This is a genomic window from Aeromonas sp. QDB39 (genome assembly GCF_027707585.1).
In the GTDB taxonomy this organism is placed as follows: domain Bacteria; phylum Pseudomonadota; class Gammaproteobacteria; order Enterobacterales; family Aeromonadaceae; genus Aeromonas; species Aeromonas hydrophila.
The window spans coordinates 35,912-57,997 of sequence record NZ_JAPCIV010000004.1 but is presented as its reverse complement, the minus strand read 5'-3'; the positions used below and the strand labels follow the sequence as shown (position 1 = coordinate 57,997).

Genomic DNA, 22,086 nt, shown 5'->3' with positions numbered 1-22,086 from the left:
CTGACAACCCTGACGGCAGAGCGGGGCGCTCTGACCAACACTATATCGCGTCTGCAGCGGGGCGACAGCGGCAGTCGCCGCCATCCCTTCGCATGTGCGCAGTGCTCGCTGCACGCCCCCTGGCGCGATGCGCCAGATGCCTGCTGTGACGATTATAATCTTTGCAAAAACAGCTGCTTGTTCATCTGGTGCCGGCCCACTAGAGTAGAGCCAACAGCGTCAGGGAGTCTGCATATGAAAATATTGATCACGGGAGGGACAGGCTTCATCGGTCGCCGTCTGGTGGCCCATCTCAAGGTGGCTCACGAGGTGCTGGTGCTGACCCGTCAGGGCAGCCGCGCCTATGATCTGCTCGGCCACGACGTCAAGCTGCTCGACAGCCTGGATCGGCTCGACAACCTCAACGACGTGGACGCGGTCATCAACCTGGCAGGGGAACCCATCGCCAACGGCCGCTGGAGCGAGCGGCGCAAGCAGCTGCTGTGTGACAGTCGCTGGCTGCTGACCGAACAGCTGGTCGACCTGGTCAAGCTCTCCGATACGCCGCCCAGGGTGCTGATCAACGCCTCCGCCATCGGCTGGTATGGCCGTCAGGGCGATGAACCGCTGGACGAGCAGTGCCAGACCCCTCACGACGAATTCACCCATCAGCTCTGTCAGCAGTGGGAAACCCTGGCCCGCGAAGCCCGCAGCAAGCATACCCGGGTCTGCATCGTACGCATCGGGCTGGTGCTCGGCACCGACGGCGGCGCCCTGCCCAAAATGCTGCCGCCCTATCGCGTCGGCCTCGGTGGCCCCATGGGCACGGGGCACCAGATCATGAGCTGGATCCACGTCCAGGATCTGGTGCGCGCCATCCTATTCCTGCTGGAGCACGACGAGTGCGACGGCCTGTTCAACGGCACGGCGCCGCAGCCGGTCAGCAACCGCGAGTTCAGCCAGACCCTGGCAGGCACCCTGCACCGGCCACACCTCTTCTTCGTGCCGGCCCCCCTGCTGCAGTTGCTGATGGGCGAGGCGGCCGACCTGCTGCTTACCGGCCAGAGGGTGCTGCCGACCCATCTGCAGCAGGCCGGCTTCCACTTCACCTACCCGGCGCTGCCCCAGGCCCTTGCCAATCTGCTGAGCACTGCCCGCTGACCGGGCTTTCAGCCAACCGGATAACAATCAGCCCGGCCATTGGCCGGGCTGATTGTTATTGCGCCTTGCGGCATCCGCACAAGATGCGGTGATCAGAGCAGGCCCTGCCCCAATCCACGCAGCCGATCGCTCAGGGTGCCCGCCAGCAGCTGGCGCTGCATGCCCTGCCCCGCCAGCGTCACCAGCACGGCCCCCAGCAGCGGCAGACCGGCCCAGATGGCCCAGTGGAACTGCCACTGCCCCTCGAACCACCACCACTGCAGGCCGAGGGAGCAGAGCTCGACTACCATGGCGGCGCACAGCCCCGCCAGCAGGCCGCTGGCAACCAGCTCCCAGCGCAGCATCTTCCGGAGCAGCTCGCTGCCGGCCCCCAGGGTGCGCATCAACAGCAGCTCCCGGCGCCGATGGGCCATGCTGGCCTGGGTTTGGGTCAGCAGCACCAGCAGCGCCGCCACCGTCACCAGTCCCAGCATCAGCCCCAGCGCCCGGCTCACCTGATCCGACACCGCCGTCAGCCGCACGATCAAATCGTCCACATCGATCAGGCTCACCGTGGGGTGCCGGCGGATCAGCTCCACTTCGGCCACCCGCCCCTGCTCCGGCAGACGATAGCTGCCGAGCCAGGTCTGGGAGAAGGGCGCCAGCACGTCCGGCGAGAAGATCATGTAGAAGTTGGGCCGCATGTTGTCCCACTTGATGGCCCGCAGGCTGGTCACCTGCGCCTTGAAGCTGCGCCCCTCGATGGTGAAGCCCAGGGTGTCGCCGAGGGCGATGTCGAGCCGTTTGGCCAGATCCTTGTCTACCGATACCTGGCCGGGGCCATCCAGCCAGCGTCCTGCGGTCAGGGTGTTATCCGGCGGCAGGGTGGCGGTGGTGGTGAAGTTGAGCTCGCGATTGACCCCTTCGCGGCCATCTTCATCCGTGTCGCGCACCGCCTCGCTGGCGATGCTGACCAGCCGGCCGCGCACCATGGGGTAGAAGTCCGAGGTCACGGCCCCCGCCTGGCGCAGATCGGCCAGGATCCCCTCCCGCTCCCCGTCTGCCACATTGACCAGGAAGCGGTTGGGGGCATCCGCCGGCAGCCTAGCCGAGAACTCGCCGAGCAGGTCGACTCGCGCCGCCCACAGCAAACCGAACAGCATGAGTGCCAGCGCAAAGCCCGCCAGCTGGAACAGGCCGCTGCCCCGCTCGCGGGAGAGATGGCTGATGGCCAGCCGCAGCGCGTGGGGCCCCTGCACCCGGCGTCCCAGCCGCAGCAGCAAGGAGGCGATCAGCGCCAGCAGCCCCATCAGCAGCCCCATGCCGCCGATCAGCCCCAGCGCCAGAGTCGCATCGGCGGTGAAGCCCCACACCAGCCCAAACAAGCCGAGCAACGCCACCGGCAACGCCAGCCAGGGCGGGATCCCCGCCTCCAGCTCGCGTCTCAGCACCCGCAGCGGCGGCACCTTGAGCAGGCGCAGGAAGGGCACGAAGGCCAGCAGCAGGGTGATGAAGAAGGCCACCGCCAACCCCAGCGCAAAGGGTCGCCACGACGGCGGCGGTAGGTCAGCGGGCAGCAGGTTGCCCAGCAGATGCAGGGTCAGCCACTGCATGGCGCTGCCCGCCACCAGACCGAGCAGGGCGCCGACCAGCGTCAGCGACAGCAACAGGGTGCCCATCAACTGCCAGAGCGAGCGGCGGGAGGCCCCCAGGGTCTTGAGCAGCGCCACCATGTTGGTCTGGCGCTCGGCAAAGTGACGCACCGCGATGCCCATGGCCAGCGCCCCCAGCAGCACTCCCGCCAGGGAGGCGAGCCGGAAGAAGCGCTCGGCATTGGCCAGCGAGCGACCCACCTGGGAGCCCTGGTCGTCCGGCTTGATCAGCTTCTGCCCCGCCTTGAGTTTGGGTTTGAGCCAGCGTTCATAGTCGGCCACCTGCTCGCGAGTGCCCTTGAACAGGTAGCGCCACTGTTGACGACTACCCGGCAGCAGGGCACCGGTCGCCTCCACATCGGCGCTGTGGATCAGCGCCCGCGGCGCCAGCAGGAAGGGACTGAAGCCCTGATCCGGCTCCTGACCCAGTACCCCCGCCACCTTGAGCACCGTATTGCCCACTTCCAGCGCATCCCCCGGCTTGGCCGCCAGCAGTTGCATCACCCGGGCGGAGAGCCAGATTTCGCCGGGTGCCGGCGCCCGCTGGGGGCTCAGCTCCAGCTTGCCGTAGAAGGGGAAATCCTCAGGCACGGCGCGGATGGAGGCCAGTTGCAAGGCATCGCCATGAAACAGCATGCTGTTGAAGCTGACCGTGGTCTGCACCGCCAGGCCCGTTTTTGCCGCCTGCTCGAGCCAGGCGGCCGGCGCCGGCGTGGCCGAGCGCAGCACCCGGTCGGCACCGATAAAGTCGCGGCCCGAGGCTTTGAGCCCGGCATCCAGTCGATCCGCCACCAGGGCCACGCTCAGCACGCAGGCCACGCTCAGCGCCAGCGCCAGCACGAACCAGCGCAGCTCGCCGTTGAATCCCTCCCGGCGCAATAACTTGAATCCCAGTCGCCACTGACTCATGACAGCTCCCTGACTCTTGCTGCAGAGGCGGCTTCGGATGCTGACGCATCCGAAGCCAATCGTCCCGCCGCCATCACCAGCTGCCGCTGGCAACGCTGAGCCAGCTCATGATCATGGGTCACCACCACGAGCGTGGTGCCATGCTCGCGGTTGAGCTCGAACAGCAGCTCGATCACCCGCTCCCCGGTCTTGCTGTCGAGGTTGCCGGTGGGCTCATCGGCCAGCAGCAGGCTGGGCCGGGTCATGAAGGCCCGGGCGATGGCGACCCGCTGCTGTTCACCGCCGGAGAGGCGCGGCGGCAGATGGTGCAGCCGTTCGCCGAGGCCGACCGCCGCCAGCAGCTCGCGAGCCCGCGGCTCGCAGCGGGTCTCGCCACGCAGCTCGGCAGGCAGCATGACGTTCTCCAGCGCGCTCAGGGTGGGCAGCAACAGGAAGGACTGGAACACAAAGCCGACCTGCTCGGCCCGCAGCCGGGCACGCCCCTCTTCGTCCAGCTGCAGCAGCGACTGGCCGAGGATCTCGATATCCCCTTGGCTCGGCAGATCCAGCCCGGCCAGCAGCCCCAGCAGGGTGGACTTGCCGGAGCCGGAAGCACCGACCAGCGCCACCGTTTCGCCGCTATTGACTTGCAGGTCGATCCCTTCAAGGATGGTGAGGCTTTCCTGGCCCAGGCGCACTGTCTTGCCCAGGCCCTTGACGTTGATAATGGGAGTTGAATTCATGACGCGTTTCCTGTTTGCCTTGTGCTGCCTGGTGTCATCGGTGCAGGCCCAGACCCTGCTGGTACTGGGCGACAGCCTGAGTGCGGGTTATCAGATGCCGGCGGAGCAGAGCTGGCCTGCGCTGCTCAATCAGAAATGGCAGCAGCAGGGGGGTAAACATCAGCTTATCAATGCCAGCATCAGTGGTGAAACTACGCAAGGGGCGCTGGCCAGATTGCCGGCCCTGCTCAAGGAACATCAACCGGACTGGGTGCTGATCGAGCTGGGTGGCAACGACGGGCTGCGTGGGTTCGCGCCGGCCATCACCCGGGACAATCTCACCAGGATGGTGGCGCTGACCAAGGCACAACAGGTAAAAACCGTGTTGACCCAGATCCAGCTGCCGCGCAACTACGGCGCGCGCTACCTGCGCCAGTTCGAGCAGATCTTCCCGGAACTGGCCAGCGCCAATCAGCTGCCGCTGATGCCCTTCTTCATGGATGATATTGCGCTGCGCCCTGAACTCATGATGAACGATGGCATCCACCCCACCGCCGCCGCCCAGCCGCAGATCCGCGACCGGGTGGCCAGCTTTATCGAGCCGCTGCTGACCCAGTGATCCCGGTGTCATGGCCCTGCCTATCTTCCGGGCTCCAACTCCAATAAAAATCCCGCCAAGGCGGGATTTTTATTGATCTTGTCTCAGCGTTCCAGGATCTGGCGCAACCGCTCCTGGGCCACCCCGACCAGCAGGTCTGGCTGGAACTTGGAGATGAAGCGATCACAGCCCACCTTCTTGACCATGGCCTCGTTGAAGTTGCCGCTCAGCGAGGTGTTGAGGGTGATGAAGAGATCGGACATGCGGGCATCGCTGCGAATTTCATGGGTCAACCGATAGCCATCCATCTCCGGCATCTCGGCATCGGTGATCATCAGCAGGATCTCGTCGGTCACCTTCTTGCCCGCATCGCACCACCCCTTGAGCAGATTGAGCGCCTGCAGGCCATCCTGGCATTCGATCACCTCCAGCCCCAGCTGGCCCAGGGTCTCGCGCACCAGATTGCGGGCCGTGCTGGAGTCGTCGACGATGAGCACCTTGCGGCCGTGCATTTCCGGCAGGATCTCCCGATCCAGCACCTCTTCCGAGATGCGGATGTCATAGGTGATGATCTCGGCCAGCACCTTCTCCACGTCGATGATCTCGACGATCTGATCGACACCGTCTTCGGGAATGCGGGTGATGGCGGTCAGGTAGTTCGCCCGCCCGGCGGAACGCGGCGGCGGCAGTATGTCCTTCCAGGTCATGTTGACGATGTTGGCCACCTGCCCCACCAGAAAGCCCTGAATGGTGCGGTTGTATTCGGTAATGATCAGGTTGGACTCGGCATCGATGGGCATGGGGCGCATGCCGATGGCGCTGCGCAGGTTGATCACCGGGATCGAGGTGCCACGGATGTTGGCCACCCCGCTGATGTTGTGGTGCGCTCCCGGCATCTTGTTGAGATGGGGCAGCTTGACCACTTCCCGCACCTTGAACACGTTGATAGCAAACAACTGTTGGGATCCCAAACGGAACATCAACAGCTCCAGGCGGTTCTCCCCTACCAGCTGGGTACGTTGGTCCACTGAATCCAATATGCTCGCCATATAAAGCCCTTACGTCCGTTGCCCGAGTCTCGCCATAGTATAGAAGGGTCAGAATCCCAACACGACCCGTATTCTTATCCTATGTCGGCCAGATGATGCAGGAACTTGATAAAAAAAAGCGAGACCCGGCTCGCGGCGGAGCTCTCTTCAAGCTTGTCAGTAACCATTCGCTCACAATCCTCTGTCGACGGTGATACGGCCCTGATTATCCGATGAAAATCAGCGCCCCCTTCAATCCCATGACATAAAAAAGCGGCAGATGAATCTGCCGCTTTTTGCCTGGGGTCGACCGGATTACTTGTCGATATCCAGCATGTTGTTGTTCAGCATGTAGTCGATCACCTGGGACGAGGTGGCCGACGCGCTACCGGTGAGGCTGTCGAACGTGTGGTTCATCAGCACTATCTCCTGGGTCACGGGGGCGGCGCTGCTCTCCTTGACCTGCAGGTGAACCCCTTCGCTGTCCTGGAAGACAGAGAGCAGGCTCTTCAGATCGTTCTGGTTGCGAGAACCATCGTGATCCAGCAGGTCGCTCAGATCCAGCTTGTCACCTTCCGCCTTGGAGAAGTCGACCACGTAATCCTTGGCCACGCTGCCCGCAGCGGTGTCGCCCTGCAGCCAGGTGAAGGTATCGGCGCCGCCATCCCCCTTGAGGATGTCATTGCCAAGCCCGCCGACCAGGATGTCATTGCCCAGACCACCGCTCAGGGTATCGTCACCGCTACCGCCGTACAGGGTGTCGTTGCCGCTGCCGCCGTACAGGGTATCGTTGCCGCTCTCGCCGTACAGGGTGTCGTTGCCGGCACCACCGAACAGGATGTCGTTGCCGGCCCCGCCGAACAGGAAGTCATCGCCACCCTGACCGAACAGGATGTCGTTGCCATCGCCGCCGATCAGCACGTCCGCCTTGTCGTTGTTGGAGGACTGATCGAACTCGCTGGCATGATCCGTGATGTAGTCATGGACCTGGGCATCGGTCACCGAGCCTGCGCTCAGCTTGCCGGCCACATACTGCTTGATGGCCGCGTAGCCTTCACCGTTGATGCCGGCGAAGTGGATGGCATCACCGAACAGGATGTCGTCACCGGCACCGCCGTCGATCCGGTCGCTGCCCGGCAGGTTGTTCACCGAGGTACCCAGGATGGCGTTGGCCAGGTCGCTGGCGTTGACACCGGTCATGATGACGCCGTCAGAGTCGTAGGACTTGAGATCGTTGTAGGAGATGTTGGCCCCCAGTCCGATCGCTTCCACCGTGACCCCCATGCCCGTCAGCAAGGCAAAGCCGGCAACGGCATTGCTGATGGTGGTGGATGTGGAATCCTGTCCATTACCTGCCAGGGTCGAGTAGGTATAACCACCCAGACCATCAGGGCGCATATAACCGATCGTGGAGACCTTGCCTGAGGTATCGCTCTTGTACACGACGCCCTGGCCATCAATCACGGTGAAGTTACCGTTCTTGTATACCTGACCAGGCACATAGCCATTTTGCAGCAGCTGATTGAGATATACGTCCTTGTTGTTGTTGGTGTAGTCATCAACCAGCGGGTTGCTGCCTTCATTGCTCAGATAGTAAGTCGGCTTACCATCGGTAATGAAGTAGGTCAGGTTCTTGGCATTGGTATTACCCTGTACGGTCGAGCTGTTGAACCAGTTGGCCGTGGTCTTGAACACATCCTCGTAGTTGGTGCCACCGCCGTTGTTGGTGCTGCCATCCATGCTGTCGAGAATGGCTTGCAGCTGGCTCAGGGCGTTACTGTCCTTCAGGTTCACGCTGACCGACTTGTTGGCCATGGTGTCGAAGTCCACTAGGAAGATGTTGACCGTCCCGGCGCCATCGGTGCCGGCGCTAGCCTTGAGGCTGGAGAACACCTGAGCCAGCTGGCTCTTTATGGTGTTCATGGCGCTGCTGCCGATACTGCCCGAGCTGTCGACCATGAAGGCGATGTTGTAGTTCTGGCCCGGCAGTACCACGCTGCCATCCAGATCCCCGACCACGATATTGTGCTCATTGCCATAGGTGCGGTTCTGATCGCCCGGCTCCCCTTCGGTGGAAAGGAAGTAGCTCATGCGGATCGAGTCCTGATCCGATGCACTGCTGGTCTGATCGGTCGCCACTTCCTTGGCAATGGCTTCTACCTTCAGGTCGAACTGGCCGGCACTACTGCCCGGTACCCGCAGGGTCAGACCGGTCAGTTTGACATCCAGCGCGCTCTGGTTCCACAGACCGGTCAGCGTCAGCTTGCCATCTGCCCCCACGGTGCCGAGCACGGTGGAGCCCTGGTAGAGGGTCGACCCCGTCGGCATGCCGGTCAGCACCAGGCTGTCGAACTGCTCGCTGCCATCCCGGTCGGTCAGGGAAGCGCTGATCTCGAACGGGTAATCCACCACGCTCGGCTGTACCGCCGTCAGGGTGCCGTCGGTCTGGTTGAACTGGTAGATGCCGTCATCAAATTGCACCAGCTCGATGTCGTAGAGCGACTTGCTGATGGTGACGCCGTTCTCCTTCACTAGGAAGTTGAAACCGCCGTCACTTCTGCGCTCGATGACATAGTTGGCACGCGAGCCCATCAGTACGGCCAGGTCGGTACCGGCGCCGCCAAACAGGGTATCGCCACCCAGTCCGGCCACCAGGATGTCATTACCGGTGCCGCCGTCGAGGGTATCGCCGGAGACCGAGTTGCCGCCGACCAATACATCATTGCCTGCACCGCCGACGAAGTAATCGCCACCCCCCTTCACGCTGACGATGTAGTCGTTGCCGCTGGTCCCCACCACGCTGTCCTGGGTGGTGGTGCTGTCGGTAAAGCTGCTGGTGATGCCAAAGTTGCCCTTGTTGAAGTTGCCGCTCTGGAACGCCCCGGTGGAGATGCCGGACGACGGGTACTGGGTATAAAGCGGGACGCCGTTGCCCGTCAGGCTGATGTCGACCACCGGCTTGTCCGCGACCGCCGTGATATCGATCACCAGCTTGCCGCTGTTGCTCAGGTTCGCGCCGTCGCTGATCTGGTAACCAAAGCTGGCGTAATCGCCCTGCAGGTTGCCGGTAACGACGCCATTGCCGTTGCTGGCGTTGGTGCTCGACTCGTTGAGGCCCGGCACGAAGCGCAGGTGGCCGCTGTCGATATCGGCGTAGGAGACAAGATCCCCCACCTTCACCGCAATCCACTGGCCGGCTGCGTTCAGGTACTCCAGCTTGCCGTTCAGCGGCAGGGTGTTGATCTGCACGCTCAGGTCAGAAGCGGCCTGATCATCGCTGGCACCAAACTGGGCCCACTTCAGCACCAGCGGCGTGTCTTCCTTGCCGGCACTGTAGCCACCCGTGGTCACCGGCGCACGATCGTTGTCGATGATGGTACCGATGCCGTTCTGACCGCCTACAGTCACCGTCAGGGTCTCATTCGCTTCGACCAGACGATCGTCCACCGTCGGGATGGTCACGGTAAAGCCCGACACCCCGACCGGCACGGTGATCTTGCCGGTGGCGCTGTTGTAGGTCACCCCGTTACTGAACTGGGCAGTACCCCAGTCAAGGCTGGAAGCCGGGTTGGTACCGCTGCCCTTGATGCCGAAGTCATACTGGGTCGCTTCCTGGGTCGCATCAGACAGCGTCACCGTGTGCAGCAGGTTGCCGCCCTCGGCCGCACTCTCGCTGGAAACCGACTGTACGATAGGCGTAAACAGCGGCTTGGTTGCGAAAGAGCCCAGGCTGTAGTCGCCGTCGCCATCCACCACCTTGATCTGGAAGTCGATGTCGCCATCTCCCAGCGGCTTGGACATGTTCTGATACTGGAAGAACTCCCACTTGCCGGTGGCCGGGGTAAATTCCAGACGGAACACCAAGGTGCCATCGCTGGCCTTGCCGACCAGGGTATTGGCCGATTCCATCGTGGTGGTGATCAGCTTGCCGGTCGCCGTGGTCAGCCCGGTCTCGGTAGAACCGACCAGCTGCATGTAGCCCTTGCCATCGGCGCCCCACTGCGGGGTGACCGTGCCGGAACCGTAGGCGATGGCCGGCGCCGTGGTGGCACCGAGGAACTCGATGCTCTTCACGGTGAAGTCACTGTTGTCGGCGTAGAGGCCGTTACCATTGTTGGTGGCCTTGATGACCATGGTATCGAAGCCACCCTGCTGCACCTGGAAGTTGCCGGCATAGTCGCCACCCGCCGCGTTGGAGCTGAACGTCTGGGTACCGATCAGCACGCCGCCGCGGTAGAACTCGACCACGCCGCTCTCCAGCTCGCCACCGAACATCTGGCTGAACTTGATGTTGGCGCCATAGGCCACCTTGCCCGCATCCAGTTTGACGATCAGCTGCTCGGAAGCAGAAGTACCGTTTGCAAAGTGGCGGAAGTCCACCTCGTTGGCGAGGTTGTGGTTCGGTGAACCGACGCTGGAAACCCCCAGACCGGAGCTGGAACCGTTGACATTGGCGGTGATCAGGGCCGAGTTGGTCGACGAGGTAAAGCCCAGCGCCGTGATGCTGAAACCGCTCACGTTCAGGGTCGTCTGGTTGCTGCCACTGTACTTGGTCAGATCAAACAGGCCGGTCAGAGTATCCGGGATGTTGGTCTTGATGACGGAGACGGCCGCCATGTCACCGGCCACCGGCGAGTCATCCTCGACCGAGATGGGCAGGCTGCCAGTGGTGGTGGTCTTGCCATCCGAGACGGTCACACCAATCTGGAAGTTGAGTACGTCTTCACTGCCCTTGACCGGGTGATCAAGCGGGGCCTTGAGCGTCACGTCATAACTCCAGTCGCCCTTGCCGTTGCCGGCGGGCGCGGTCAGCTTCACATCCATGACCGCCTTGTAGTCGGCGCCGCCCGGTGTACCGGTATAACCGGTCAACACCTTGGTGGCGGCATTCCAGCTCCACTGCACCGCGGCACCGCCAGCCGTCAGGCCAGCCGGCCCGTTCAGGCTGATAGTGAGCGTATCCTGGCTGTCGACATCGCCGACCGTGATCTTGCCGCTGGCGGCCACGCTGTCGGTGGTATCGCTGCTGCCTGCCGTATCGGCAATGCCGCCGGCCAGCCCCTCTTCGGAGACCACGGCCCCCTTGTCGATACTCAGGGTCGGTGCATCGTTGGTGCCGGTGATGGTGATGGTCAGGGTGCTGGTCCGGCTCTCGGTGCCGTCGGTCGCGGTGTAGGTGAACACCACGTTCGCCAGCTGACCGGCCGCCAGTTTCTGCGCATCCGCCCCATTGGCATTGAAGCTGTAGCTGCCGTCAGCCCGGATGGTCAGCGTGCCGTAGCTGTTGGTCAGCACGGTGTCGCCACTGGCGTTCACGGCCGTGGCCGTCCCGCTGGTGCCGCTCAGGATACCAGTCACCTTGAGGGCGTTGCCGTCGACATCGCTGTCGTTGGCCAGCACGCCGCTGGCCGCATCGACGGTCAGGATCGCGTCTTCGTTGACCGCCCCCACATCAGCCTGCAGCACCGGTGCATCGTTGGTGCCGGTGATGGTGATGGTCACGGTGTGCTCGGTGCCGTCCACGGACTTGACCACAAAGGTCTCGACCTTGGTCTCGCCCTCGCCCAGGTACTGCACCTTGCTGTTGTCGACGTTGTAGGTCCAGGTACCGCCTTCGGTGATGGTCAGGCTGCCCAGTGCGCCAGTGCTGGCCACGCCGTTGCCAGCCAGGAACTTGGCCTCGTCGGCGCCGTCCACGTCGGTGACGCTCAGGGTGCCCGTCTCGGTCAGGGTCGGGTTGGTCTCGTCTTCCACCACGCCGCCGGTGTCGGTGCCGGTAATGACGGCCGCGTCGTTGACCGGCGTAACAGTCCCGGTCACGCCGCCTGTGGCGCTGTTCAGGCCATCGGTGATGGTGTATTCAAACGCGATGTTGCCATTGAAATCCGGAGCCGGCGTGAAGATCAGCTGGCCATTGCTCAGGGTGACGGAACCATTGCTGATCGCTACCGTGCCGCCTTCGGCAATGGTCTGGCCGTTGATGGCGGTAATAGTGAGGCGATCACCATCCACATCCGTGTCGTTGCCAAGCACATTGATGGCGACAGTGCCGTCCTCCGCCACGGTGAACTGGTCGTCGCCCGGCAGAGGCGCGGCATTCACCACGCTGCTGTCGGTCCCCTTGGGCGAAGTGTTGCCCACCGGGTCGGTCAGGGTGGCATCCACCGTGATGGGGCCGTTGACCGGCAGATCCGTGGTAGGAATGGTCAGAGTGACCTGGGTACGGCCGATGTCCTCGGTCGTCAGAATTCTGCTGGAGTCAGGCACGCCATCACCGTTCCAGTCCACATCGAGACGATCGCCAGCCTTGGCATCGCCCGGCAGCCGGATGATGACATCCACCCCGTTTTCGCGCTCGTTGGCGGAGATGACATTGTCCGCGCCGTCCTGGATTTCCACTTGCGGCGCCGAGGGCGCGGTACTGTCCACGCTGCCGTCATCGGTCGCGGTGCCGGTGTTGCCGGCCGGATCGGTGACGCTGGCAGTCACTGTGTAGGAGCCATCAACCAGCGGAGTGGTCACGTCCACGCTGAAGGTGCCATCCGGATTGACGGTGGTGATCAGGGTTTGCTGGTTGCCATTGGCATCGGTCACCAGCAGGGTCACGGTACTGCCTGCGTCGGCATCCGTGGTTCCGGTGATGGTCGGGGTCGTGTCGTTGCTATTGTCAGGTGCGGAGACGGTGATCACCGGCGGGACGAGATCAATCAGGCGATTCTCTTCACCCGGCAGTGCATCAGCGATCACGCCGGCATCGGTCTGGTTGGCCGTATCAAAACCGGCCGCTGCTATGGTGGCATCACCAGTACGATCGATGGTAACGAAACCACCGTTGCCACTGGCGCCAGCCACACCACCAATGCCACCACCACCGGCGGCAGGCGCCCCGCCTGCGGCAGATGCTTCAAATGCCTTGGTCGGATCGGCGCCGCCCAGGATGGCCTGCTGCAGGGCCGCGATGTCATTGGGATTGCCGGACGGCACATTCTGGGCAAGCTGAGGCTCTTGAGACGCTTCATCCTCAGCCTGCTGCTCGTGGGTCGGGCTCAGGGTGAAAGTCTGGTTGCCGCCTTGGAAGCTGGCGCCTTCAGGAGTGATCAGCACCGCATCCTTGGGCAGGATATCGCCTTCGGCGAGCTGCTTCTGGCTGCCATCAGCGGCCACCAGGTAAACCTTGCCTTTCAACTGGGTAACGACGACGTCCTGATCCAATGCGATATTGTGGCTGCTCATGTTCTCTCCTGAATCTCTATTGGCATGCAATATTCCACCGTCTAATGTGCCCGCGAATGGCGCCGGAAACCAGTTAGAAAATTCGAATGGATAGACTGATTTGAGGCTGGAACGGTCGGTTAAACAGAAGGGTCAACAACGGCGGGAATAGAAAACCTGAACTCGGGATAAAAAACGGCGTAAAAAATGAACTCAATGCCCGTTCCAAGATCTGATCCTGCAGTGACAAAGACACTGACCACAAAGGAACGGGCATGGACAAGTTATTGGAACTCTTCTGTGATGTTGATGATTTTTGTGCCGTATTTATGCCTCAATGGCACCAGCAATTGTTGGTTAGCGGTCAGCGTCAACGCCAGCGTACCGGGCGCATGAGCGCGAGTGAGATAATGTGCATCATCATTGCTTTCCACATGTCACACCACCGGGATTTCAAAAACTTCTACAACGGTTTGCTCCGGCGCTATCACATGCAGGATTTTCCTCAATTGCTCAGTTACACCCGGTTCCTCGAGATGATGCCATCCGTATTGGTCCCGCTCTGTGCCTATTTCACCCAGCTGAAGGCAACCCCAACCGGGATAGAATTTGTTGATTCGACCAGCATCAAGGTCTGTCATAACCTGCGGATTCCCCGGCACAAGGTATTCGATGGTGTCGCAAAGCGAGGCAAGGGAACAATGGGCTGGTTTTATGGATTCAAATTACACCTCATTGTGAATCACATGGGCGGACTGGTTGCCGCCAAGCTGACACCAGCAAATGTCGATGACCGGGCACCGGTCAGGGAATTAGCAGCCTGTTTACCGGACCGGTTATACGGCGATAAAGGATATATCAGTCAAGCGTTATCAGATGAGCTGGCAGCCAAGGGAGTGACATTGATAACGGGGCACCGTAAGAATATGAAACCAAAGGTCCATTCGCTTTTTGACAGGGCAATGCTATCCAAAAGGTTCATCATTGAAACAATCAATGACCAGCTGAAAAACATCTCGCAGATAGAGCATTCACGGCACAGGAGTATGCATGGATTTATGTTGAATCTGCTTGGAGGGCTGATCGCGTACTGCCACAAAGACAACAAGCCAGCCTTGAATCTTACATCCGAAGAGCAAGCCGTGATAATGCTGGCTTAAACCGATCTCAGGTTAGAAAATAAAACCAAGATGATCAATGTGTTGCATTTTTATGACGGGAGCACTGCCAGTGCCCCCGTCAAGGGCTTCATATCAGGCACCAGCCCACAGCAGGATGGCCAGCAACTGGGGTGAGATGATACGCAGGAACATCACCAGCGGATAGACGGTCGCGTACGACAGGGCACTGGCACCACTGGTGGGGTGCATGCCGTTGGCAAACGCCAGGGCGGGAGGATCCGTCATGGAACCGGCCAGCAAGCCGCACAGGGTGAGGTAGTTCATCTTGCCGTACAGACGGGCCAGCACGCCGACCACCAGCAGCGGGATCAGGGTGATCGCCACCCCATACATCATCCAGGCCGGGCCATCGCCGTTGATCAGGGTATCGATGAAGCCGGCGCCGGACTTGAAGCCCACCACCGCCAGAAACAGCACTATGCCGATCTCCCGCAGCGCCAAGTTGGCACTGGGTGGCATGAACCAGTAGAGCTTGCCGATGCTGCCGATGCGCGACAGGATCAGCGCCACCACCAGTGGCCCGCCCGCCAGACCCAGCTTGAGTGCCGCCGGAAACCCGGGCAGATAGAAGGGGATGGAGCCGAGCAGCACGCCAAGGCCGATACCGATGAACACCGGCAGCATCTGCACCTGCTGCAGTTTCTGCTGCACGTTGCCCACCACATTGGTGACCGCCTCGATGGCGTCGAGTCGCCCCACCAGGTTGAGGATGTCACCGAACTGCAGGCTGGTCTGGCTGGTCGGGACCAGCTCGATGCCGGCCCGGTTGAGGCGCGAGATCACCACGTCGTACTTCTGCTTGATGTCGAGATCGCGGATCTTCTTGCCGAGCACCTGCTCGTTGGTCACCACCACCCGCTCCACCCGCAGATCGGTGCCGCGAGTGGAGAGCGAGGTCTCCACCTCCTCCCCCAGCACCAGCAGCACCTTGCGCAGGGCGTGCCGCTCACCCACCAGGTGCAGCAAGTCGCCCAGTTCAATGCGCGAATCCGGCCGCGGCACCATCAGCTCCTCGCCGCGCTTGAGGCGCGAGCAGATGACGTCTGCCTCGTCGAGACTCGGGATCTCGCTCAGCATCAGACCGTGGATGTTGGGGTTGCGCACCGCGATGTTGATGGTCTGCAGACTCTCCTTGGTCTTGCCGGCCTGTTGTTCAAACTGGGCTGCTTCTTCGTCGATCTTGATCCGAAAGAACATACGGATCAGCCACATGGTCAACAAAATGCCACAGATGCCGAACGGATAGGCGACCGCATAGCCCATCCCCATCAGGCCGGTGGAGCCGGGCGCAGCGCCCAGTTCCGCCAGGATCTGCTGGCCGGCACCGAGTGAAGGGGTATTGGTCACGGCGCCGGAGAAGACCCCCAGGATCACCGGCAGCGGCACGTCGAACAGCTGGTGCAGGGCTGCCGCCACGGCGCAGCCAAGCAGTACCAGCAGGGCGGCGAAGCCGTTGAGCTTGAGACCGGAGCTGCGCAGGGAAGAGAAGAAGCCGGGACCGACCTGAATGCCGATGGTGTAGACAAACAGGATCAGGCCAAACTCCTGAATGAAGTGCAGGGTCTGCTCATCCAGCGCCAGCCCAGAGAGGCCGGCGAAGTGGCCCACTATGATGCCGCCGAACAGCACCCCTCCGATCCCGAGACCGACGCCATAGACCCGCCAGTTCCCCAGCCAGAGCCCCAGCACTGCCACCAGCGACAACATGCTGATGGAAAGCGCGATATCACTCATTTCGTGCATCCTTTGCGAATTGAACTGTCCCTAGCTTGTCAGCAAACGCCGCGGCCAACTGTGTGATACCGCACGAATTTATCCATTTGAGCAGCAAAAAATACCAATTAAGGGCTAGTTAGGCGACGTAGCCATAAATGGCCATAAAGTGACAAACGCTGCCCCCCAGCACGAATAGATGCCAGATGGCATGGTTGTAGGGGATACGTTTGGCCACATAGAAGATCACCCCCAGGCTGTAGATGAGACCACCCAGCCCGAGCAGCAGCAAGCCTTCCCCCTCCAGATGGATATAAAGCTGATAGACCACCAGCAACGACAGCCAGCCCAGCATCAGGTAGGTAAACAGCGACAGCTTCTTGAAGCGGTTGATGAAGAGCAGCTTGAACACCACCCCCGCCAGCGCCAGCCCCCAGATCACCACCATCAACCCCTGTGCCAGCGGCGTGTCGAGCGCCACCAGCAGGAAGGGGGTATAGGTACCGGCGATCAGCAGATAGATGGCACAGTGGTCGAATACCTTGCACCAGCGTCTGGCCGGCCCTTCCGCCATGCTGTGGTAGAGAGTCGAGGCCAGATAGAGCAGCACCAGGCTGCCGCCATAGAGGCTGTAACTGACCAGCGCCTGAGGGCCCTGCGCCCAGCCCTTGTTCAACAACAACACCAACCCCAGGCTCCCCAGCACCAGCCCCAGGCCGTGGCTGAGGCGGTTGGCCAGCTCCTCGCGGGGCGAATAATCCGTCACACTGCTCATTGCATACTCCTGCCCAAACTGCGCTCACTCTAGCTGCCGCCATTTCAGAGTACAAGTGTTAGCTTAAAGTGATTTTCATGCCATTTGCCGTGTGTTGAGGAGATGCGCATGGCTGTCACCCGCTGGCCTTTGGTGTATGCTCTGCGGCCGATGCCCACGTAGCTGTTGCCACCGCGCTTGCTCACCACCCAGTGACTCCCTGGCAACCCGGTCTGGAGAACCTGATGAAGTTGACTGAACTGTTTGCACTACCGGATCCGGCTTTCGGCCAGGCCATGACGGATCTGCTGGAGACCTTCCACCACTCGGATGACAGTCAGGCTCCCTACCAGCGCGACCAGTTCACCCACCAGCTCGATCAATCCCGCATGCCGGCCACCGGCATCGCCATGGATGAGTACCTAGCACGCCTGGCCACCCTGGTGCCTGGCGCATCCCACCTCACCTCGCCACGCTACATGGGCCACATGACGGCCCCGTTACCGGCCTTCACCGCCGAGCTGTCCCGCCTGGTGGTGATGCTCAACCAGAACCCGATGAAGATGGAGTCCTCCCGTCTGCTCAGCTTTCTGGAGCGGGAGGTGCTGGCCAAGCTGCACCGCCTCATCTATCGCGCCGACGATCTCTTCTATGACGCCCAGATGCATGCCAAGGATGCCGCGCTCGGCGTCATGACCAGCGGCGGCACCATCGCCAACGTCACCGCCCTCTGGCTGGCCCGCAACCGCGCCTGCGGCGACAACCTGTTCGCCCTCTATGAGCAGGGCTATCGCGGCGCCGTCATCCTGGGCTCGCGGCTGATGCACTACTCCTTCGACAAGGGGATGGATCTGCTGGGGCTGGGGGCGCGCAGCGTCTGGCGCCTCCCGACCGACGACCAGAACCGGCTCGACATGGCCGCGCTGGAGCAGGCCCTTGCCCAGTGCAAGGAGCAGAAGCTCAAGGTGCTGGCACTGGTCGGCGTGGCAGGCAGCACCGATTTCGGCTCCATCGACCCGCTGCCTGAACTGGCGGACATCGCCGAGCGCGAGCAGATCCACTTCCATGTGGATGCCGCCTGGGGCGGCCCGACCCTGTTCTCGCCCCGCTATCAGGCGCTGTTGGCGGGGATCGAGCGAGCCGATACCGTCACCCTGGATGGCCACAAGCAACTGCTGGTGCCGCTCGGTACCGGCATGCTGCTCTGTCGCCAGCCGGACCTGATGATGGCGGTCAAGCGGGAGGCCCCCTACGCCATCCGCGCCAGCTCCTTTGATCAGGGGCGCTTCACCCTGGAGGGCACCCGCCCGGCCAATGCGCTCTATCTGGATGCCGCCTTCCAGCTGTTCGGCCAGCAGGGTTATGCCGACCTCATCGAGGCCAACTACGACCGGGCCCGCCTGATGGCCGGCCTTATCGACCAGGCTCCCGCCTTCGAGCTGATGTCGGCTCCGGTAATGAACCTGCTCTCCTATCGCTGCATCCCCCCTCATCTGCAGGGCAAGGTGCTGGACGAGGCCGCCAACGAACAGGTCAATACCTTCAACGTCACCCTGCAGAAGGCTCAGCGCGCCGAGGGGCACAGTTTTGTCTCCCGCACCCAGCGCGCCGTGGGTCGCTACGGCACCCAGCCGCTCACCCTGCTGCGGGCCGTGCTGCTCAATCCGCTCATCGAAGAGCGACATATCCGCGATCTGCTGGCGGATCAGCAGCGGCTGGGCGCCGAGATCGCAAGGCAGCTATTTGGCTGAGGAACCGGGCGGCAAATGCGCGGTCTTATTCATTTGCCGTTGCCCATCGGGCAGGTACACTGAATGAAATTTTGCGGTCCACTTTTGAGGGCGACGAGCCAGACATGAAGCAATTTATTGAATTTATTCCTCTTATCGTTTTCTTTGCAGTCTACAAGTTCTACGACATCTACATGGCGACCGGCGCCCTGGTGGTGGTGACCGGTCTGCAGCTCGCCTACAGCTGGATCCGCTATCGCAAGGTCGAGAAAATGCAGCTGTTCACCTTCCTGCTGGTCGGCTTCTTCGGCGGCCTCACCGTCTTCTTCCACGACGACACCTTCATCAAGTGGAAAGTCACCGTCATCAACGTACTGTTTGCGCTGGGCCTGCTCATCAGCCGCTACGGCTTTGGCAAGAACCTGATCAAACAGATGCTGGGCAAGGAGCTGCAGGCACCGGATCCCGTCTGGGATCGCGTCAATCTCGGCTGGGTCGGCTTCTTTACCGTCTGCGGCCTGCTCAACCTCTATGTGGCCTTCAACTTGCCGCAGGAGATGTGGGTCAACTTCAAGGTATTCGGTCTGCTTGGCATGACCCTGGTATTCACTCTGCTAAGCGGTGTCTATCTCTATCGCCACCTGCCCGCCGAGCAGAAAAATGAAATGAAAAAATAACTGCCATCAAGAAAAGGATCCTCTCATGTGGTATCTCATCTATTCCGAAGATGTCCAGGGCAGCCTGCCGCTGCGCAAGCAGGCGCGCCCGGCCCATCTGGCCAGGCTACAGGCGCTGCAGGATGAAGGGCGGCTCCTCACCGCCGGCCCTAACCCGGCCATCGATGCCGAGGATCCGGCCGATGCCGGCTTTACCGGCAGCACCGTCATCGCCGAGTTCGCCTCACAGGCGGATGCCAAGGCCTGGGCCGATGCCGATCCCTATGTGGCGGCCGGTGTCTATGCCAAGGTGACCATCAAGCCGTTCAAGAAGGTCTTCTGACCCAACGCGAATAGCGAAATAAAAAAGGCCGGACTGGCAGTTCACGCCACTCCGGCCTTTTTGTATCCCGATATCCCGTTTTATGCCTTGGCCACGAACCAGGGGTTGAGGATGTCCTGCTTGTTGTAGCACAGCGGCGAGCCATCGAGCTGGGTGACGCTGCCGCCCGCCCCCTCCAGCACCGCCTGCGCCGCACCGGTATCCCACTCGCAAGTGGGGGCGAGGCGCGGGTAAAGCTCGGCGCCCCCCTCGGCGATAATGCAAAACTTGAGCGAACTGCCCATGGAGACCAGTTCAATCTCGCCCCGCGCCATGTCACCAAAACCCGCCAGGTAATCCAGGGTGGCCTGGGAGAGGTGATTGCGGCTGCCCACCACCCGCCAGGGCGTGCCTTCCTGATGAGGTCGGCTCTGGATAGCCTCACGCTTGCCATCAGCCACCCGCCAGGCCCCCAGCCCCTTGCCGCCATACCAGAGCTGGTCCAATACCGGGGCATAGACCAGTCCCCAGCGCGGTGCTCCCTCTTCAATCAGGGCGATATTGACGGTGAACTCGCCGTTGCGGGAGACAAACTCCTTGGTGCCGTCCAGCGGGTCCACCAGCCAGTAGCGGGACCAGCCAAGTCGTGCGCTCATCAGCTCAGGATCGGACTCCTCCGACAGCACGGGGATCTCGGGCGTCAATCGGGCCAGCGCCTGCACGATCACCTCGTGCGCCCCCTTGTCGGCGGCGGTCAAGGGGCTTTCGTCCTGCTTGTACTCCACCGCAAAGGGCTGACTGTAGATGGCCATGATGGCGTCACCGGCGGCACGGACGATGGGCTCCAGCTCGGAAATCGCGGGAAAAAACATAAGAAAAGACATCCTGGTCAAATGGTTAGCACAGTGTACCTATTTTGGAATGGCGTGGGTTATAGCCGATTCAGCTGAGTTATAACCCTGTTACTTCTGACAGACAAAAAGTGGCGCGACTCGGCTAATTCTCAATAGGCATACCAAACCACACAAGGACGTGACGCCATGAACTACAAGACCCTGACCGCCACCCTGCTGCTGAGCTGCCTGCCCCTGCTCAGCCAGCCTCTGCTGGCCGCCGACAAGCCTGCTGCCAAGCCGGCAACCACGGTCACCGCCGCCAAGGAGAGCGGCAAGGTGAACCTCAACACCGCCAATATCAATGAGTTGACTGCGCTCAAGGGCATTGGCGAGAAGAAGGCCCAGGCCATCGTCGATTACCGCGAGAAGCAGGGCAAGTTCACTACCGTGGATCAGCTGGCCGATGTGAGCGGCATCGGGCCAGCCACGCTGGAAGCAAATCGGGACATGATTATCGTCAAGTAACCGATCCATACCCCTTTCATCATAAGGGCAGCCTGTGGCTGCCCTATTTTTCTTCGGGTATCATGGGCCCACTTTGTATCTCTGGACTCTCTCCATGAAAAAGACACCGCTCGTTGTACGCAAAGCCGTTCTTCCCGTCGCCGGTCTGGGCACCCGTATGCTGCCAGCCACCAAGGCCATCCCCAAGGAGATGCTGCCCGTCGTCGACAAACCGCTGATCCAGTATGTAGTGCGCGAAGCCATCGCCGCCGGCATCAAGGAGATCATTCTGGTCACCCACTCGAGCAAGAACTCCATCGAAAACCACTTCGACAAGAGCTTCGAGCTGGAGGCGACCCTCGAGAAGCGGGTCAAGCGGCAACTGCTGGAAGAGGTGCAACACATCTGCCCGAAAGACGTCACCATCATGCACGTCCGCCAGGGGGAAGCCAAAGGTCTGGGACACGCAGTGCTCTGCGCCCGTCCGCTGATCGGCGACAACCCGTTTGCGGTGCTGCTGCCGGACGTGCTGATCGATGAGGTCTCCAGCGACCTCAAGCAGGACAACCTGGCCGAGATGGTGCACATGTTCGAACAGGATCACATCAGCCAGATCATGGTGGAAGCCGTCCCCGAGAGCGAAGTGGACAAATACGGCATCGCCGACATCAAGGGAGAAGCGCTGAGCGAGGGCATGTCTCTGCCGATGCAGGCCATCGTCGAGAAACCCCCCCGTGACGAGGCCCCCTCCAATCTGGCCGTGGTCGGCCGTTACGTGCTCTCTTCCAACATCTGGCCGTTGCTGGAGAAGACCCCCGCCGGTGCCGGTGACGAGATCCAGCTGACCGATGCCATCGCCATGCTGATGGAGCAGGAGCAGGTGAATGCCTACTTCATGAAAGGGCGCAGCCACGACTGCGGCAGCAAGTTCGGTTACATGAAAGCCAACGTGGAATATGCAGTGCGCCATCCGGAACTGAACGGCGAATTTATCACTTGGTTGAAACAGTTTGCCAAGCAGCTGTAATAGCTGAATATTTAACCTATTAATGGAATAAAACACTGGGCATCATTCGATGCCCTTTTTCATTTTATAAACATATATTCAACCATTGATAGATAAAATATCGCTAAATCATAATATTGTAATTTAATCACGCTTGTTCTATAA

15 protein-coding genes are annotated in these 22,086 nt (G+C 61.4%); 8 read left to right on the top strand and 7 right to left on the bottom strand.

All coding sequences use genetic code 11. The features are described 5' to 3' along the window. The first annotated feature begins 234 nt into the window (after positions 1-234). Positions 235-1,140, top strand: coding sequence for a TIGR01777 family oxidoreductase (locus PG899_RS03390; protein WP_077097732.1), 906 nt, complete (start codon positions 235-237; stop codon positions 1,138-1,140). Positions 1,141-1,232: 92 nt separating this feature from the next. On the opposite strand, the gene PG899_RS03385 is transcribed toward PG899_RS03390, so the two are convergent. Both PG899_RS03385 and PG899_RS03380 read right to left on the bottom strand, forming a co-directional pair. After that, positions 1,233-3,680, bottom strand: coding sequence for an ABC transporter permease (locus tag PG899_RS03385; protein WP_270696996.1), 2,448 nt, complete (start codon positions 3,678-3,680; stop codon positions 1,233-1,235). Continuing rightward, complete coding sequence (locus PG899_RS03380; protein WP_077098225.1) at positions 3,677-4,402, bottom strand: ABC transporter ATP-binding protein; 726 nt, start codon at positions 4,400-4,402, stop codon at positions 3,677-3,679. Before PG899_RS03380 ends, PG899_RS03385 begins: the two co-directional genes overlap by 4 nt. On the opposite strand from PG899_RS03380, the gene PG899_RS03375 reads away from it, so the two are divergent. Continuing rightward, complete coding sequence (locus tag PG899_RS03375; protein ID WP_011707238.1) at positions 4,401-5,000, top strand: arylesterase; 600 nt, start codon at positions 4,401-4,403, stop codon at positions 4,998-5,000. The two genes, PG899_RS03380 and PG899_RS03375, sit on opposite strands and share 2 nt — an antisense overlap. Before the next feature lie 83 nt (positions 5,001-5,083). On the opposite strand, the gene PG899_RS03370 is transcribed toward PG899_RS03375, so the two are convergent. Further along, positions 5,084-6,028 carry a chemotaxis protein CheV gene (locus PG899_RS03370; RefSeq protein ID WP_017410908.1) on the bottom strand — a complete coding sequence of 315 codons (945 nt, stop codon included), beginning with the start codon at positions 6,026-6,028 and terminating at the stop codon, positions 5,084-5,086. Between the two features lie 294 nt (positions 6,029-6,322). Beyond that, positions 6,323-13,240 (bottom strand): retention module-containing protein, encoded by a 6,918-nt coding sequence (locus PG899_RS03365; RefSeq protein ID WP_270696994.1) that lies wholly within the window; start codon positions 13,238-13,240, stop codon positions 6,323-6,325. Between the two features lie 254 nt (positions 13,241-13,494). Between PG899_RS03365 and PG899_RS03360 the strand changes: the two genes are divergently transcribed. After that, positions 13,495-14,379: an IS982 family transposase gene (locus PG899_RS03360; protein WP_077097209.1), complete on the top strand. Its 885-nt coding sequence runs from the start codon at positions 13,495-13,497 to the stop codon at positions 14,377-14,379. 93 nt (positions 14,380-14,472) lie between these two features. On the opposite strand, the gene PG899_RS03355 is transcribed toward PG899_RS03360, so the two are convergent. Together PG899_RS03355 and trhA are read right to left on the bottom strand one after the other, a co-directional pair. Next, positions 14,473-16,134 carry a putative transporter gene (locus tag PG899_RS03355; protein WP_017411002.1) on the bottom strand — a complete coding sequence of 554 codons (1,662 nt, stop codon included), beginning with the start codon at positions 16,132-16,134 and terminating at the stop codon, positions 14,473-14,475. A 118-nt stretch (positions 16,135-16,252) separates the two neighbouring features. Further along, entirely contained in the window at positions 16,253-16,888 is a 636-nt protein-coding gene (trhA, locus tag PG899_RS03350; protein ID WP_077097210.1) for a PAQR family membrane homeostasis protein TrhA, read from the bottom strand. 224 nt (positions 16,889-17,112) lie between these two features. Between trhA and PG899_RS03345 the strand changes: the two genes are divergently transcribed. The 3 genes from PG899_RS03345 to PG899_RS03335 all read left to right on the top strand — a co-directional run bounded on the left by PG899_RS03345 (position 17,113) and on the right by PG899_RS03335 (position 19,596). Then, positions 17,113-18,618: an aminotransferase class V-fold PLP-dependent enzyme gene (locus PG899_RS03345; RefSeq protein WP_077097212.1), complete on the top strand. Its 1,506-nt coding sequence runs from the start codon at positions 17,113-17,115 to the stop codon at positions 18,616-18,618. 104 nt (positions 18,619-18,722) lie between these two features. Continuing rightward, a complete protein-coding gene (locus tag PG899_RS03340) occupies positions 18,723-19,274 on the top strand; it encodes a septation protein A (protein ID WP_024946223.1) in 552 nt (183 codons plus the stop codon). A gap of 25 nt (positions 19,275-19,299) precedes the next feature. Further along, positions 19,300-19,596: a YciI family protein gene (locus PG899_RS03335; RefSeq protein WP_005309589.1), complete on the top strand. Its 297-nt coding sequence runs from the start codon at positions 19,300-19,302 to the stop codon at positions 19,594-19,596. An 80-nt stretch (positions 19,597-19,676) separates the two neighbouring features. On the opposite strand, the gene cysQ is transcribed toward PG899_RS03335, so the two are convergent. Further along, positions 19,677-20,447, bottom strand: coding sequence for a 3'(2'),5'-bisphosphate nucleotidase CysQ (gene cysQ, locus PG899_RS03330; RefSeq protein ID WP_179101478.1), 771 nt, complete (start codon positions 20,445-20,447; stop codon positions 19,677-19,679). A gap of 168 nt (positions 20,448-20,615) precedes the next feature. On the opposite strand from cysQ, the gene PG899_RS03325 reads away from it, so the two are divergent. Together PG899_RS03325 and galU are read left to right on the top strand one after the other, a co-directional pair. Then, entirely contained in the window at positions 20,616-20,936 is a 321-nt protein-coding gene (locus PG899_RS03325) for a ComEA family DNA-binding protein (protein WP_017410999.1), read from the top strand. Positions 20,937-21,030: 94 nt separating this feature from the next. Beyond that, complete coding sequence (gene galU / locus PG899_RS03320; protein WP_039215911.1) at positions 21,031-21,942, top strand: UTP--glucose-1-phosphate uridylyltransferase GalU; 912 nt, start codon at positions 21,031-21,033, stop codon at positions 21,940-21,942. Positions 21,943-22,086 lie beyond the last annotated feature (144 nt).